General features: G+C 56.2%; 11 protein-coding genes. 6 read left to right on the forward strand and 5 right to left on the reverse strand.

Annotation, left to right across the window (positions count from 1 at the left end):
* The first annotated feature begins 23 nt into the window (after nt 1-23).
* A complete protein-coding gene (locus tag RUE5091_RS09085; protein WP_058281769.1) occupies nt 24-1,019 on the forward strand; it encodes a GlxA family transcriptional regulator in 996 nt (331 codons plus the stop codon).
* Nucleotides 1,020-1,107: 88 nt separating this feature from the next.
* On the opposite strand, the gene RUE5091_RS09090 is transcribed toward RUE5091_RS09085, so the two are convergent.
* From RUE5091_RS09090 to RUE5091_RS09105, 4 genes are all read right to left on the reverse strand, one after another.
* Entirely contained in the window at nt 1,108-2,214 is a 1,107-nt protein-coding gene (locus tag RUE5091_RS09090; protein ID WP_058281590.1) for a lyase family protein, read from the reverse strand.
* On the reverse strand, nt 2,207-3,721 hold the full coding sequence (locus tag RUE5091_RS09095; RefSeq protein ID WP_058281591.1) for a tripartite tricarboxylate transporter permease: 1,515 nt from the start codon (nt 3,719-3,721) through the stop codon (nt 2,207-2,209). The genes RUE5091_RS09090 and RUE5091_RS09095 overlap by 8 nt, the downstream gene beginning before the upstream one ends.
* 6 nt (nt 3,722-3,727) lie before the next feature.
* Nucleotides 3,728-4,195: a tripartite tricarboxylate transporter TctB family protein gene (locus tag RUE5091_RS09100; protein WP_058281592.1), complete on the reverse strand. Its 468-nt coding sequence runs from the start codon at nt 4,193-4,195 to the stop codon at nt 3,728-3,730.
* Between the two features lie 66 nt (nt 4,196-4,261).
* On the reverse strand, nt 4,262-5,221 hold the full coding sequence (locus RUE5091_RS09105) for a tripartite tricarboxylate transporter substrate binding protein (protein ID WP_058281593.1): 960 nt from the start codon (nt 5,219-5,221) through the stop codon (nt 4,262-4,264).
* 103 nt (nt 5,222-5,324) lie between these two features.
* Here RUE5091_RS09105 and RUE5091_RS09110 point away from each other — a divergent pair, with 103 nt between their 5' ends.
* The 4 genes from RUE5091_RS09110 to RUE5091_RS09125 all read left to right on the forward strand — a co-directional run bounded on the left by RUE5091_RS09110 (nt 5,325) and on the right by RUE5091_RS09125 (nt 9,786).
* Nucleotides 5,325-6,242: a LysR family transcriptional regulator gene (locus RUE5091_RS09110; protein ID WP_058281594.1), complete on the forward strand. Its 918-nt coding sequence runs from the start codon at nt 5,325-5,327 to the stop codon at nt 6,240-6,242.
* A 63-nt stretch (nt 6,243-6,305) separates the two neighbouring features.
* Nucleotides 6,306-6,503: a hypothetical protein gene (locus RUE5091_RS09115; RefSeq protein ID WP_058281595.1), complete on the forward strand. Its 198-nt coding sequence runs from the start codon at nt 6,306-6,308 to the stop codon at nt 6,501-6,503.
* 252 nt (nt 6,504-6,755) lie between these two features.
* Nucleotides 6,756-8,480 carry a type I secretion system permease/ATPase gene (locus RUE5091_RS09120; protein WP_243470758.1) on the forward strand — a complete coding sequence of 575 codons (1,725 nt, stop codon included), beginning with the start codon at nt 6,756-6,758 and terminating at the stop codon, nt 8,478-8,480.
* Nucleotides 8,470-9,786 (forward strand): HlyD family type I secretion periplasmic adaptor subunit, encoded by a 1,317-nt coding sequence (locus RUE5091_RS09125; protein ID WP_058281597.1) that lies wholly within the window; start codon nt 8,470-8,472, stop codon nt 9,784-9,786. The genes RUE5091_RS09120 and RUE5091_RS09125 overlap by 11 nt, the downstream gene beginning before the upstream one ends.
* Before the next feature lie 12 nt (nt 9,787-9,798).
* Here RUE5091_RS09125 and RUE5091_RS09130 read toward each other — a convergent pair whose 3' ends face one another.
* Nucleotides 9,799-11,838: a dockerin type I domain-containing protein gene (locus RUE5091_RS09130; RefSeq protein ID WP_058281598.1), complete on the reverse strand. Its 2,040-nt coding sequence runs from the start codon at nt 11,836-11,838 to the stop codon at nt 9,799-9,801.
* A 156-nt stretch (nt 11,839-11,994) separates the two neighbouring features.
* Between RUE5091_RS09130 and RUE5091_RS09135 the strand changes: the two genes are divergently transcribed.
* Nucleotides 11,995-15,879 carry a beta strand repeat-containing protein gene (locus RUE5091_RS09135; RefSeq protein ID WP_112297159.1) on the forward strand — a complete coding sequence of 1,295 codons (3,885 nt, stop codon included), beginning with the start codon at nt 11,995-11,997 and terminating at the stop codon, nt 15,877-15,879.
* The last annotated feature ends 4 nt before the right edge of the window (nt 15,880-15,883 follow it).

Below are 15,883 nucleotides of genomic sequence, written 5' to 3' on the forward strand. Positions count from 1 at the left end.
AAAATGAAAACGACACGTCCTCGATGGCAGAGAAACCCAAAAGGTTGGGTTTTCTCATCTTTCCCGGCTTTCCAATGTCGTGTTTGAGTTCGGCGATCGAGCCGCTCAGAGCAGCAAACGAGATTTCAGGTCAGGAGGCTTTCAAATGGACGCTGATCTCTGAATCCGGTCAAGCGATCAATTGCAGCGCCGGCTTGCCATTTCAACCGGAAATAGCACTAAAGGATGTTAGTGATGTCGACATGCTCTTTCTGCTATCCGAACCAAATGGCAGGTTCGAAAACCCAAGCCCTTCAAACGCGAAACTGCGTTATCTGGTGCGTCACGGAACACATGCGGGGGCGGTAAGCGGTGGTGTTTTCCCCCTCGCACGTGCAGGGTTGCTGACGGGTCACGTATGCTCGGTTCACTGGTGCTATAGAACTGCCTTCGAAGCAGAATTCCCCGAGATCGAAACGACTGACGATGTCATCATTCTGGATCAGCGTTGCCGAACCGCAGCAGGCGCAGCAGGCGCTTTCGATTTGTCCCTGCACCTGGTGGAATCTGCACTCGGAGAAGCGGTGATGACAGAAGTTGCCTGCTGGTTCCAACATCCGCTGATCCGAAATCAGGGTGTAAGACAAAATACACCGGCATTCCGGACACATAACACAGCAGACCGTTTGCCATCGAAAGTTTCACAGGCCGTAAAACTCTTCTCTGAGAATCTCGAATTTCCGCTGACCACCCGAGAGGTCGCCAATCAGGTTGGCATATCATCCCGGCAACTTGAACGGAGTTTCAAACAGGCAACAGGCCAAAGTCCGGGCGAGTATTATCGTCAGATCCGCATGCGAGCAGCCCGGCAGCTCGTAATTCATACCCAGAACTCTTTGGCGTCGATTGCACTTGCCGTGGGATATGCAAACCTTGCGTCCATGTCTCGCAACTATATTGAATTGTTTGGGTTTTCGCCCAATCAAGAACGCCGAGATATTGGGCAGTTCCGGATCAACCGGAATATACCGGTGCCTTAGGTTCTACTTGGCACCATTTGATTGTCAGAACTTTCGAATGGCTGAAAATACGCGTCGCGATCCTCGCATATCAACCGATGCGTTTTAATCAATGATGCGCCTGCGGTTTGTTCATAAAATCTGCCGCCAGAGATTTGTTCATCGCGTCCGTATTGAAGACCAAATTCTTCAACATCCGTTCCGACCACTTTAACGCGCCTGAGGTCAGAAGGAATGTTTCCGGCACCACCACCCATTCGCCAATCCAGACACCACCGGATCGTTCGTGTTCGTGCAAGGTTAGCTCACCTATTTGCTCGGCGCGCTGACGCCCAAGGCGGGCCACGGCTTCGCCAAACTCCGAAGCGCGCTGGTTTCGTTTATGGGCCATCGCCGAAGACGCACCTTTGCCAGATTCGTATACCTCAAGAAACTCATTGATATCCGATGACGACAACTGATTAACATTATGGGCGATTTTGCAAAGGGTTCCACAAAGCGTGCCAAGTGCAGTGATGATATCGGCCATCCCATCGCGGGCATTCTGCCAATGGGGATCAACCACATTAAGTCCAAGAGACGCGGCGATACCCAATTTGATCTGTTGACCCTCTCCATTTTTATAGCCTCGCAAATCGCCGACAGGTCCGCCAATCTGGACATTCAAACCACGTGCTGCCGCTTCGTTTAGCGCCCGCGATCGACGTTCCAGTTCCGAGCGCCAAACCGCAAGCTTCGTCGACAACTGGATTGGAACGGCATGCTGCCCGTTGGTGCGACCCATCATAATTGTGTCAGGATGAGAGGAAGCAAGATGATCAATAGCCGTGACAATGCGGTTCAGAGCGTTTTCTACAAGTTCAAGTCCCAGTTTCATCTGCAGGGCCGTCGCAGTATCCATAACGTCCTGCGTAGTTGCCTGGAAATGCACATGCACCGCGTGTTCAGGCACAAGCGCGCGCAGCTGTTTGACCAGACCGACAATCGGGCGCCCAACAAGCATCATTTCGGTCTGCAATTCGGTCTTTTTCAGATCGCAAATGGAAAGGGCATTGATCGCTCTTGCGGCTTCGGCGGGGATCAGGCCAGCCATTGCCTGATGCTCGGCCAGCACCTGTTCCACCCTCAGCCAGGCCGAAATAACCGTATGTTCTGACCAGATGGACCGCATATCGGCGCTGGAAAAACAATCCCGGTAGATACAATAGTCAAGCATCTCCTAGCTCTCCTTGCGCAATGCGGCGTTCCTTGATGATCCCGCGAATACGGAACCCCATCGCCGCAAGCCCTACAAGCAGGAAGGCCAGGGCAATTGGACGCTCTACAAAAACCAGCGCCCCACCCTCGGACATCAGCAGCGACTGGCGAAAGGTTTCTTCCGCCCCCTTCGCCAGAACAAAGGAAATGACGAAGGCTGCGACGTTGAAGTCATATTTCCGCATTAGCCAACCAGCGAAACCTGCAACGGTCATGACGGTCACATCAAACATCGACCCACGTGCGGAATAAGCGGCAACAAACGAGGTCAGAAAGATCAGCGGATAAAGAACGTTGGTCGGGATCTTCAGGATCAGCCGCGCAACCTGCGTAGCCCCGAAATAGCCGATCAAACCGTAGGCAAGAATGCCAAGCATTCCACAGGCGAACAGTTTATAGACCAGTTCCTTATCCGTCAGGAACAGGGTCGGGCCAACCTGAATGCCGTGGATCAGGAATACACCCAGCAGGATCGCACCGATGGTCGAACCCGGAATGCCAAGCGTCAGCAGAGGGGCCATCGAGGGACCAGATACCGCGTTGTTGGCGGCCTCGGGTGCAGCCACCCCTTCCAGCGCGCCCTTGCCCCACATCTCGGGGTTTTTGGCGCGACGCTTGCCTTCACCGTATGAGATGAACGCAGCGATGGCTGAACCCAGACCCGGTAGAACACCGATACCCGCGCCGATGAAGCCGCCACGTAAGGCGTGCGGCAGGCAGGGTTTGTATTCCTCCCATGTCAGGGTGCTTCCGTCTGCGGTGCTGGCGTTTTCTTCGGTCTCACCCGTGATTTTCCGACGGGTTTCAAGCTGTGCAAAGACCTCACCCAGAACGAACACGCCGATCATCAGCGGCACCAAGCCGATACCGTTGGACAGTTCGAATGACCCGAATGTATAGCGTTCTTCGCTAGAGATCGGGTCCAGCCCGACCATCGCAATCAAGATACCCATCAGGGCCGATGCCAACCCTTTGATAATGGAATTTCCGATAACCGATCCAATAACCACAAAGGCTGCGAAATAGATGGCGAAGGTTTCCGGTGGCCCCAGTTTCAGGGCAATGGCTGCGATGAACCCCACACCGATGACCAACAGGATGTCCCCCATCAGATCACCAATGATGGATGAGATCGTGGCGACCCTCATCGCTTTGCCCGCCTTGCCAGCGCGCGCCAGCGGATAGCCGTCGATCTGGGTCGCTGCACTGGCCGCTGTTCCGGGCGTATTGAACAGGATCGCCGCAATCGAGCCGCCATATCGTCCGGACTTTCCGATCACATAAAGAAATGCGAGCGCGAATAACGGCGACATGTAAAAGGTAATGGGCAACAGCATGGCAATCGCGGCCGAGGCTGTCAGGCCCGGTGTGGCCCCGACGATCATGCCGACAACTGCAGCAAGGACAATCGCAAACAGCAGTGTGGGGTCCGTGATAACCGAAAGAAGTGCGGGAAAGATTTCCATGGTGGATTACCCCTGTATCCAGCTGAGCAGATCGAAAACCTCGCCATAAGGCGGATAGACGCCAAGCAGGACAAAAAAGATGAGATGGAAGACCAGCGGGCAAAGGATGACAGACACGGCCAGCCCGATCCGGCTGCGTACCCCGAAAAAGTAAAGGACAAGCGGTGCGACAAGGGCCGTTGGCAACAAATATCCAAACCAGCGGAAGGATTGTTGATAGATCACGGCGATGATGAACAGGCCAATAATCTGCAAGGTCGCGCCATTATCTTGTGCGTGGCTCGCACCACTCGCCGTCTGACGTGCTGCGCCCGCCAGCATCAGGCCAGAGAGAAACAGCAACGCGACCGAAGCTGAGAACGGCACAATCCCGGCCCATGTATCCCCCAGGGATGCTGCGGGCACTTGCCAGGCGCCCCAGATGGCAAAAATCGAAATGGCGGCAAGCACCAAACCTTCAGCATAGGCACGCATGACGATCCTCCCTGTTTACTGTCGATAGAATTGGGCCGGGGGACAATCCGCCCGGCCCCGCGGGCATTAGTTGGTCAGACTTTGAACCAAGGGGGTGGCGTCTTCTTTCATCGCCGAAAGCGCCGCCTTGGCATCCGCACCGTTCTGATAGACCGGGCCAGTCCCGCGTGAGGCGAGAAGTTCGGCAAATTCAGGCTTAGCAGCGATCTGCTCAAGCGCAGCCTCCATCGCGGCGACAACGTCAGCAGGGGTCCCTTTCGGAGCGAACACGATTACCGGCGAGGATACTGCGGCAAACGGAACACCCAATTCACCAAACGCAGGCACTTCGCTCATGATACCATCACGATCCTGACTGTTGACGGCCAGAGCGCGCAGTTGTTCCTCAAAACCTGCCAATTGCTGAACGCCCAGGAAGCCGAAATCGGCTTGCTCACCGATCAGGGCTGCACGGGTCGGCCCGCCTCCTTTGAACGGCACATCCTGTGCTTCGATATCGTTATTGGCCAAGAAACCCATGCCGCCGACGTGATGGAAGCCCCCGCGACCCGAATGGGCCCACCGCAATTGGCCGGGATTGGCCTTGGCGGCATCAATCACGTCTTGAACGGATTGGAACGGACTGTTGACCGGAACCATTAGCGAGGTCTGCAATTGGCCAACCTGCGCAACGAAGTCAAAGCTTTCCAACGCGTCGATGTCGGTGTCGCGTGTCATGGTCGACAGCAGAAAAGACCCGCCCGAGGTCATCATCATAGTGTATCCGTCAGGGCGCGCACCAACGACTGCATTGGCACCGTTCAAGCCACCGGAACCGGGTTTGTTCACGACAACCACAGGCACGTCCAAAATACCTTCCGCAGCAGCCGAGATAGCACGCGCATAAGCATCGGTGCCGCCGCCCGCCTTGTATGGAACAACAAGGTTGATCGGACGTTTCGGCCAATCCGCGGCAATGCTTGCAGTGGCCATAGCGGTGACGGCAACTGCCGCGATTGCAACACTCAATAGAGTTCTGCGTTTCATGAGTAACCTCCCAATTTCACTTGGGATCAAATTACGCGATATCTTCAATTGTAAAAAATGCAAATGTGTTATCTAGTCTTGCAAAAAATGAAAGCGTGGAAAGATGAACATCAAGGCCCTGCGCGCGTTTCGCGCTACATTGTCCGAAGGGTCCCTTGTAGCTGCCTCAGAGATACTTCATCGCAGCCAACCGGCAGTCAGCCGATTGATCACGGGGCTTGAAGCCGAACTGAAGCTAACGCTTTTTGATCGAAGCGGCCGCAACCTGACGCCAACGCCTGAAGGGCTAGCTTTTTATAAAGAGGCTGGCAGGATTCTGGACAATCTCGATGAAGTTCCGCGCATAGCCGCCGAAATCAAGGCGGGGCGCACCGAAACGCTCCGCATTGTGACGATGCCCCGAATTGCACAATCCCTGTCAGCTCCTGCAGTGGCGCGGTTCATGACTGAAAACCCTGACACCAATGTAAGCCTGGATGTCCGGGCAAGACGCGAGGCGGGAAAATGGCTGGCCGGAAGGGAATACGACATCGGCATTGGCGCATTACCCGTGGATCATCCTGGCATCGTCACCAAACCCCTTCTCCGAGTGCGGGCGCAAGCGGTTCTACCCGCAAACCATCCGCTTTCATCCCGGGATCATCTGACCGCCGACGAACTTGCCACAGAGCCCGTCATACGCCTGATGCACGGGTTGTTGCTGCGGGATCAGTTGGACGACATCTTTCGCTCGGCCGGTGTGACGCCAACACAGACCTGCGAAGTCGCCGCCTCGCAGCTTGCATGCGCATTGGTTGCAGAGGGCGCGGGCGTAACGATCGCGGATGAATTGGTTGCAGCACAAACCACGACGGGGAATCTTGCTCTGGTTCCCATGATACCTGAACGGTGGATGACCTTTGGCCTGTTATACCCGATTTCCGAGACGAAATCGAAAGCTTTGCCATTGTTCGAAGAAGCGTTGTTTAGTGCTGTCAGTGAACTGGCACTGCAAAGTAAAACGCTTGAAAATATTGCTTAGAACGAACCTCATCGACGGTAAGGGGGATCATGAACCGGCTAATCCACAAGCTTGCTTGCACGTATGAAAGAAAAAGCCGAACCCCACACCGTGTTCCAACCAGCAGAAGAACCCGATTTTGCCTTGCATCGGATATTTGAGTTCATTTGGCTAGGCGCTTTATCGCTGACCGCAACCAAACAAGTGATGGCCGGACGCATCCCACGTTTCCTGGCGCCGATAGCAGCGGAAATCCTTGTATTGCCTCAACCATCTGATTGACCGCGCGGAATTCCCACTGGTACAGTCCTTTTGCAACACGGCTATCGGAACCGGCAATGCAAGGGTATGAGCGTATGAATACCCAATCAGCGGTCCTTCGCCGTGACTGCAAGTAGCTTTTCGCCGATCCGACAAATCATGCATTTTAACCGTTGCGCCATAGTTTAAGATACGGCCCACCGCAAATACTCTGATCCCGCAGAGAAACAGTTACCAAAGGCCCTTTACGTGAATACTGAAAACCGCATGACGATGCCGCCCCGCCATGAACTGCGGAATGTGCGCAATCAAGGCATCACTTTTCTGGCCCTGGCGTTTCTGTTCAGCATTTTTGTCAACTTGCTGATGTTGACCGGGCCTTTGTTCATGCTGCAGGTCTATGACCGGGTACTGGGTTCGCGGGCAGTGGAAACCCTGACCGCGTTGTTTCTGCTGGTGGCGCTTCTGTATGCCCTTATGGCGATGCTGGATTATGCCCGTGGCCGTATCGTGGCGCGGTTCGGTGCCCGGTTTCAGTCACAACTTGATGAACGGGTATTCGATGCCACCCTCCGCAGATCTCTGAACCCGCAGGCGCGGTCTGCTCCGGCCATGGCGCTGCGCGATCTTGAGTCGATTCAGAACCTTTGCTCCTCGCCTGTTCTTCTGGCCGTAATGGATATTCCGTGGACCCCGGTTTTTCTGGCAGCGATCTTCCTGTTCCACCCGCTGTTGGGTTGGCTAGCAGTGGCGGGCGGTAGTCTACTGATCCTGATCGCCCTGCTGAACCAGGGGCTGACCCATCGCAAAGTGGCAGAGGCGCAAAGAGCCTCGGCGCAGGCAAACGCGTTTTCTGAACAAGCAAGACAAGCCGCCGAAGTGGTTCGCTCACAGGGGATGCAAGAGGACATTACCCGTCGCTGGCAGCGGCAGCGAACCAACGCCCTGCAACAGACCATCGCCGCCAGCGACTGGACGGGCAGCTTTACCTCGCTGACCAAATCGCTGCGATTGTTCCTGCAATCAGCGATGCTGGCGCTTGGTGCATGGCTGGTGCTTCGCAACGAACTTACGCCGGGGGCGATGATCGCCGGATCCATCTTGTTGGGGCGGGCACTGGCGCCAGTAGAACAGGCGGTTGGTCAATGGGGCATGGTCCAACGAGCCCGCACGGCTTGGAGTTCACTAAACCTGTTTCTGGACGCGACTCCACCGGAAGCTCCACGTACAAAACTGCCCGTGCCCAAGGCACAGCTGACCGCCAAAAGCCTGACGGTCATTCCCCCGGGGGCGAGCAAACCAACCCTGCGCAACGTTGCGATGCGGCTTGAACCGGGAAAGGCGTTGGGTGTCATCGGCAAAAGCGGATCAGGGAAATCGACACTCGCCAAGGCGCTTTTGGGTTTGTGGCAGCCGGCAGCAGGCGAGATCCGTCTGGGCGGCGCAACGCTGGATCAATACGATCCCGACGATCTGGGCCGGCATATCGGTTATCTGCCTCAGGAAGTCACACTGTTCAACGGATCGGTGGCAGAAAATATTGCCCGTATGTCGGAAACACCGGACCCTAACGCGGTCGTTGCCGCCGCGAAAATGGCCAACGCGCACGAGTTGATTCTGTCTCTGAGCAAAGGGTATGACACCTTTCTGGAAGGCAATGACAGTCAGTTGTCGGGCGGACAAAAACAGCGTATCGCACTGGCTCGGGCCCTGTACGGAGATCCGGTTTTGTTAATTCTGGATGAACCTAACTCGGCACTGGATGCTGATGGGACCGAGGCGCTGAACGCTGCTGTGCGAGGTCTGAAAAAAGCAGGCAAATCTACCATCATCATGACCCACCGCCCCCAGGCGATTTCGGAATGTGATGATCTGGCGGTTGTCGAAAACGGGCAGGTGGTTAAAACCGGCACCCGGGACGAGGTCCTGGCCGCAATGGTGCAGAACGCGGGAGCTATCAAACGGGGCCTCCGACAGGTGAATAAAGATGCAGGATAAGACAGCTCAGGACACACGTCCGGTATGGCACATCACGGTACCGGCTCTGGTCGGTTGTGCAGCCCTGCTGATTTTGGTTGGCGGACTTGGTATCTGGTCAGTGCAGACCCGGCTGGCTGGGGCCATCATCTCGCAAGGGGTTATCGAGGTTCAGAGCAACCGACAGGTGGTCGAGCATCCCGACGGCGGTGTAGTTGGTGAGATCTTTGTTCGCGATGGCGATGCGGTTGCAGATGGTGACTTGCTGGTCCGACTGGACGACACGTTCCTGTCGTCGGAAAAGACAATTGTCGAAGCGCAACTGTTCGAATTGCTGGCGCGCAGGGCGCGGTTGGAAACAGAACGCGACGGTGCTGATAGTGAAACCCTCGCCGCTCGGCTTGCTGACATTCAGAATCTAGAGAATTTTGACCTTGAATTGATCGAAGGCCAGCAGCGTCTGTTCGAAGCGCGTTTGGACACTATGGGCCAGCAAACCGAACAATTGGGTAAACAGCTGGTTCAAATCGAAAGCGAAATCAACGGCACTGAAGCGCAGCTTGTATCTCTGCGGACGCAGGTTGACTTGATACAGAACGAGTTGAAAGATCAGCAGAGCCTGTTTGACCGTGGCCTCACCCCGGCAAGCCGTGTATCAGCCTTGCAACGCGAAGAAGCCAGTCTGACTGGTGAGATCGGTCGTCTGGAAGCTGCAATTGCACGGCTGGCCGGCCAAATTGCCGCGACGGAGATCGAGATTGTCGAACTAAGTGCCACTCGGCGCGAAGAGGCAATCACCGCATTACGCGACGTGCAAACTCAAATTTCGGAACTGGCTGAGCGGCGGTTATCTCTGGATGTACGCTTGTCACGGCTGGATATCCGTGCACCGGTGGGCGGCACGGTTTATGGCAGTCAGGTTTTTGCGCTGCAATCGGTCATCCAACCTGCGGAGCCGATGATGTATGTGGTTCCGCAAGACACTCCGCTGCTTGTGGCCGCCCGCGTAGATGCGATTCATGTAGATCAGCTGCATATCGGCCAGCCCGTTTCCTTGCGCTTTCCTGCCTTCAACCAACGTGACACGCCCGAGATTGACGGGCGTGTAATCACGGTGTCAGCAGATACGTTCACCGATGATGCCACTGGCCAAACATTCTATCGCGCCGAAGTTGCACCTGAAGACAATCAGATCGAACGGCTCAATGGCCAGGATCTGCTTCCAGGTATGCCTGTGGAAACCATGATAAAGACAGATGAAAGAACACCGTTGTCTTATCTGGTCAAACCCCTTGCGGACTATTTCAACCGGGCCTTCCGCGAATAACCCGTTGCGGTTTCAGATCTGTTCGAGATTTCCCAAAAGGATCGACGTCATATCGGCGGAAAACGCATTGTCTATCACGGTGACATCCATGCCGGATTCATAGTTTACATTGTTTGACGTTATCCCAGACAGGTCTGCATCGTCGTCTAGAAATACCCATTCCGCCTCATGCGCAGTGGGCAGTCCGACGGCCGTCTGTAAGATAACAAGGGCATCCAAAGCATTGACCGTGCCATCCTGCGTAATGTCGGCCGCGATCAGGTTCTCCGGCGTAGCCGGACCCCAGGTCGGATCCAGCCCGACCGAGATACGCAAAACCTGCAGAGCATCGAACGCTGTGATCTCGTTGCTGGCCGTCGAATAAGTTTTGACGATGTCCAACTCACCCTCGAACGTCCCTGTCGGTAGGTCCAGGTCAAACCGACCCTCTTCATCCGCCCTTACGCTGATAGTCCCACCGCCGTCTGGCGTGAAGCGGATCTCGGCATCAGACAGGGCAGGGTTCGCCGTTTCCGAGTTGATGGTCCCATCACCCAGGACCCCGTCCGAACTGCCTGGGTCCAACCCGCCGAAATCCCCGAAATCGACCGGGATATGATCCGGACCACCAAAACCCGCTCCAAAAACCTCGGCGCTGGTCAGGGAGCCACCGGTCGAAGAATTGATCACGATGACCTCATCGATGTATTCGATCTGCGCGCCTTGCGCAGTAGATGTAAATGTCAGCTGTCCCGGCGTGCGTAGCAACGGATAGTCGAACAGATCCAGCCGATCCGTCCCGGCCTGAAAGCCGTTGATCGTTGTCGGGTCGCTGCCATATTGCATGACAAAGATATCCGCCCCAGCTCCGCCATGCATGGTGGTGGCCCCAACGCCCGCAATCAGAATGTCATCGCCGGCACCGCCTAAAAGGGTTGTTTCAAGAATACTACCGCTGAGCATGTCATTCTGCGCCGTCCCGCTGATCGTGCCGAATCCGTCTCGAACAATGCCCAGATCCGCAATCGAAACGCTGAGTTGTGTCAAACCTGCATCCTGCTGCGAACCGACAAGAATCTGCAGTTCATCCCCGACATGGGCGACGCTCAGCGTTTCGACATTCTGCAACCCGCTGTGAATGGTGTCGGCAAAGCTGTCCAGGTGCACCAATTGTCCGTCTGGCGTCATCGTGAACAAGCTCACGCCGTCATCACCTCCGCCCGCGACAACAAACACATGCCCGTCGGCTTCGATCACTGCAAGATCCTGAACTGTTTCGAAACGCGTATGCAACGAGTCCAAAACATGGTCGGTGGCGACCAAACTCCCGTCACCCGCCAGTTCCATCACGCTGAGCGAGTTACTCTCGGCGCCTGCGACAACGACCCAAGATTGGCCATAAGCCTGCACCACTTCAACCGCAGTTGGTGTTGCAATCCCAAGCGTCTCCAGCGCTTCGCTGTTGTCGACAACAAACATTGCACCTGTGTTCTGATCAATATTGTAAGTATTGATCAAGCCGCTGTTCGCATCAGCGGCAATCACGAAATGATCCGCCCCGGCTTGCAGAACCTGCATCGAATCAGCCTGCCCCGCGATAGACGCAGCCAGGCTCAATGTGCCATCGCTGTTCACGACATAAGTAGCGATCTGCCCTGACGATTCGTGGGCAATGGTCACGACATCGCCGAATTGCACCAAGGTCGATATATTTCCACCACCGGTCAGCGTATCTGTTTCCTGCAAGGCACCGACGGTGCCGTTTGGATTCAAATCATACCCAACCAATCCGGTTGCCGAATGCACGTCCAGTATAAGCTGATCGCCCCCGGCCAGTTTTACGGGCACACCAATATCACCAACCTGAAACGTAATCGTTCCACCAAAAAATTCGGTGTCCTGTAACTGTGGCAGTGCGCCCTCGACCAGCTTCCAAACGGCAATTCCGCCACCCGGACCGGTCACGCTGTACACATACGTGACGCCATTAAACGTTTTTAAAGCCGTATCACCGATACCTAAATCGAGCGCTGCGCTTCCCGTTGCAACCACTCCTTCAAACTGAAGCATCATACCATATCACCCCACGCCACACCTGGCACTGACAACAGGATGATCCGATGCCCGGTTCGAAACCAAAGCTGGAATGTGGAGAAAACGAGGAGTTCAGCGTCAGTTTAACTCAATTTTTTCTGGTCCGACCGCATGAGTCACCGAAGGGAAAGACAGATGAACAAAACCTGGCCCCGTCGGGCAGATGCGGAAACCACATGTGAGGGCAAGATGACCAAAGAACCTGAATCCAAGATCAATCCGGCCGATACACAGCCTGATTTCGAACGTAAGCGAAACCTCCGTCAATGGATCGATGGCAAGATGCGTCGTTGGGCGGGGCGTGGCATTGTCGGCGGGCTCGGATCGACGATTTTGGCACTGCCCGCACTGGCACAGGCCACAATCGAAGAGCTTTATGCGTTCCAGTTCGCAGAAACAATTCCCGGGGTACGCTCGGTCAAGCTGCTGGACAATGGCGATGTTCTTCTGAAGATGGCCGATGGCCGCAAGATGATCGTCGCTGCCGAAAATGTTCAGGTACTGGATAGCGGCGCCGTCATGATAGCCGAAGGCGCGATTGCCGAGATCGCGCAGTTCAGTCTCGCCGAAGCAGGGGGCGCCGCTGCTGCCGGGGGCCTGAGCGGGGCGACCGCAGCTTTGGGCGGTCTTGGTCTGGCTGGAGCAGCAGCCGCCGCAGGGGGGGGCGGCGGAGGCGGGGACGACGATGCAACGCCTGCCCCTCCTCCACCTCCTCCTAGCCATCCGATTCTCAATCTTTCGGGCTCGCAAAGTAATATGCTGAGCAGCACCAGCACCGGCTTTACTGCCCCAGAGGGCACCGAAACTGTCGAAGTGACGATCGGTTCACTCACCAAAACTGTTACGCCCGCAGACGATGGGACCTGGAGCGTCTCACTGACCTCTGCCGAGGCCGAAGCCTTACCTCAGGGCGTGCAAACCGTGACAATCCGAAATCTCGACGCCGAGGGTGCCGAACTCACCACCGAAACTGTCACATTTGCTGTGGACACTATTCCCCCGACTCTGACAATCACAGGGTTTTCGGACGGCGCAGTGATGAATGCCCCTGAACAAGCCACCGATCTGCAAGTAACCGGCAGCACAAACGCCGAAGACGGGCAGACTGTAGTTGTTGCACTTAACGGGCAAACCTATTCGGGCACAGTAACGGGCGGGCAATGGAGCGTGACCGTCCCTGCTGCGGACCTGTCAGCCTTGCCGGACGGCGCTACAATTGCAGTCACCGCTGATGTCATAGATCAGGCCGGAAATACTGCAACGCAGGCGGGCGCTAGCTTTGAAACAGACTTTACCGCTCCGACGATTACATTGGATCCGATCTCAGGTGGATCGATCGAGTTGATTGATATCGGCAGCGATCTGACCCTGACGGGATCAACCACCGCAGTCGACGGACAATCGGTTACCGTCACATTTAATGGCCAAACCTATTCGGCTACGGCCACAGGCGGCACATGGAGCGCAACCGTGCCAAGTGCTGATCTGGCCAGTCTGACGAACGGTGTTCCAGCTGTAGTCAACGTCACAGTCAGCGATGCAGCAGGCAACATCTCGGTTCCCGCTTCAGCCTCTGTTCCGGTGGACCTGACGGGCCCGTCTGTCGCCATTTCTCCGCTATCCGTAGGAGGGGCATTGAATGCTGCAGAAATAGGGGCCGATCTGACAGTCTCGGGCACGACCGCCAATGTGGAAGACGGGCAGCAGGTCACCGTTACTCTGAATGGACAGACCTACACCGACACGGTCTCGGGTGGCAGTTGGAGTGTAACTGTGCCAGCCGTCGATCTGGCGGCTCTGGCCGACGGAGGAAGCTTTACGGTAACAGCCGATGTTTCGGACACCGATGGGTTGGCGGCACCGCAAGCCAGCGCGTCGCTTGCCAAAGATGTCACCGCCCCTGCCTTGTCGATTGACAGCTTTTCGGACGGGACTGTCCTGAACGCAACCGAGCAGGGAACAGACCTAACGATCACTGGATCTACCACCGCTGAGGACGGACAGCTTGTTACCGTTTCGATGAACGGCCAGACCTATACTGGCACTGCTTCGGGCGGCGCGTGGTCCGTCACCGTTCCTGCGGCGGATCTTGCCGCATTGTCCGACGGGGTTACCGTACCGGTTACCGCAGATGTATCTGACGCCGCAGGAAATCCGGCTGCCCAGGCCAGCAACAGCTTTGATACGGATTTTACCGCCCCATCTGTCACCATAGCGGGCCTGTCGGATGGTGCCGTCATGAATGCCGCCGAACAAGGTACAGACCTGACAGTCAGCGGCACTTCAGATACGGCAGACGGTACGATTGTTACGGTCGAAATTGTCCAGCCGGATGGAACGGTAGATGTGACCGGCACCGCTACAGTCAACGGTGGCACCTGGACCTACACTGCCGCAGCTTCGGATCTGGGCGCGTTGCAGGGCGGCATAACATATGATGTGGAGGCAACAGTTTCGGACACTGCGGGGAACAGCACGCAGGGCACGGGCAGCTTTGTCACTGATTTCACCGCGCCGACAGTGACGCTTGATCCCTTGCCGGTCGGAGCCGAACTGGACGTGACCGAGCAAACCAGCGACCTCACTATCACAGGGACAACCAGCGCCGAAGATGGCCAAACTGTTTCCGTAGCCCTGAATGGTCAGACATACACTGGCACCGCTTCTGGCGGCACCTGGTCCACAACTGTGCCTGCCGGTGATCTGGCCACCCTTTCGGACAGTACGGGCTTTCCAATCTCGGCCAGCGTGACCGATCAAGCCGGGAACCCTGCCACCCCGGCGACGACGACTCTGACCACCGATTTCCGACCGGTATTGACCGTGAACCCTGTTGGCTCAAACAACGCTGTTTCCGTGGTCGATGCCCAGGCGTCCGGCGTTACCGTATCGGGCACATCCGTCGGGTTAAGTGCGGGTCAGGCCGTGGATATTACCCTCAATGGAGGCTCCGTTGGGTCCGCAACGGTTGGTGCAGATGGCAGTTGGTCTCTGGCCGTGCCGGCTTCGGCATTCTCTGGCATCAATGCGGGTGACGATCTTGATTTCGCAGCCGATGCAACGGTTTCCGGCGGCCCGGATCCCTTGACGGCAACTGACGAAAACACGGCCCATGAATCCACCGCCTATGTTGTCACACAGGCCGGCGTCACCGGAAACACCGTGACCTTCGAGATCTACGCGGATCCGGATCGGGATATCTCAAGCGGTCTTGCCATGACGGCAGATCTGGGCTTCGACCCATCCGTCGTAACCTTCGATACAGGGTCGGATCTGGGCAATGGAGCGTTTGATTTCTTCGTGTCCAACCCGATCGGAGGCGACGTAATCCGCTTTGCCGGCGCGGCGACCACTTTCACGGATCTAAGCCAACCCCTGGTCACATTCGAGATGACAGTTGTAGATCCAAGCCAGCCCATTGAGCTGACGATCACAACACCGGATGGCGGTCCAAGTGTCTACCAAATTGGGACAAATGGTGATGACACGCTGATTGCGACTGACGTTGACAATGTCATTCACGGGCAGGATGGCGACGATGCGATTGACGTCTCGGACGTCGGTCGTGATGTCATCGTCTTCGAAGCTGACCCGGCGGCAAATGGTGTGGATACGGTTACAGGCTTCACAATTGGTCCTGCCACTGATGCAACCGATGCCGTGATGTTCAGTGGCCTGAACATCGGAACACTTCGAGGGGACGGAACGGATGTCGAAACTCTGGCCGTTGGCGATGCGATAGGTGCAGATACCGGGATCGTCGGCCTGACGACGACACTGGGTAATCTGTCTGAAAACACGATCGAAACCGCCGTCGAAAGCCTTACCGGCGTTCAAGCGGGTGACGAGATCTACGTGATGGCGACCGATGGGACGGACAGTGTTCTCGTCAAGGTTGACTATTCCGCTCCGAACTCTGCAGCGGTGGAAACCGTGGCACACTTCACTGGATTGGATGATCTCAGCAGTCTCAGCGCAGACAACATCCTGCACACCGATCCTACCGGGGCAACAGCCTGATCCG

Source organism: Ruegeria denitrificans (genome assembly GCF_001458295.1).
Taxonomy (GTDB): Bacteria; Pseudomonadota; Alphaproteobacteria; order Rhodobacterales; family Rhodobacteraceae; genus Ruegeria; species Ruegeria denitrificans.

Coding starts and splice junctions, on each gene's coding strand:
- RUE5091_RS09105 (WP_058281593.1), bottom strand. CDS start 5,221: ATGAAACGCAGAACTCTATTGAGTGTTGCAATCGCGGCAGTTGCCGTC.
- RUE5091_RS09130 (WP_058281598.1), bottom strand. CDS start 11,838: ATGATGCTTCAGTTTGAAGGAGTGGTTGCAACGGGAAGCGCAGCGCTC.
- RUE5091_RS09085 (WP_058281769.1), top strand. CDS start 24: ATGGCAGAGAAACCCAAAAGGTTGGGTTTTCTCATCTTTCCCGGCTTT.
- RUE5091_RS09110 (WP_058281594.1), top strand. CDS start 5,325: ATGAACATCAAGGCCCTGCGCGCGTTTCGCGCTACATTGTCCGAAGGG.
- RUE5091_RS09100 (WP_058281592.1), bottom strand. CDS start 4,195: ATGCGTGCCTATGCTGAAGGTTTGGTGCTTGCCGCCATTTCGATTTTT.
- RUE5091_RS09115 (WP_058281595.1), top strand. CDS start 6,306: ATGAAAGAAAAAGCCGAACCCCACACCGTGTTCCAACCAGCAGAAGAA.
- RUE5091_RS09090 (WP_058281590.1), bottom strand. CDS start 2,214: ATGCTTGACTATTGTATCTACCGGGATTGTTTTTCCAGCGCCGATATG.
- RUE5091_RS09095 (WP_058281591.1), bottom strand. CDS start 3,721: ATGGAAATCTTTCCCGCACTTCTTTCGGTTATCACGGACCCCACACTG.
- RUE5091_RS09120 (WP_243470758.1), top strand. CDS start 6,756: ATGCCGCCCCGCCATGAACTGCGGAATGTGCGCAATCAAGGCATCACT.
- RUE5091_RS09135 (WP_112297159.1), top strand. CDS start 11,995: ATGAACAAAACCTGGCCCCGTCGGGCAGATGCGGAAACCACATGTGAG.
- RUE5091_RS09125 (WP_058281597.1), top strand. CDS start 8,470: ATGCAGGATAAGACAGCTCAGGACACACGTCCGGTATGGCACATCACG.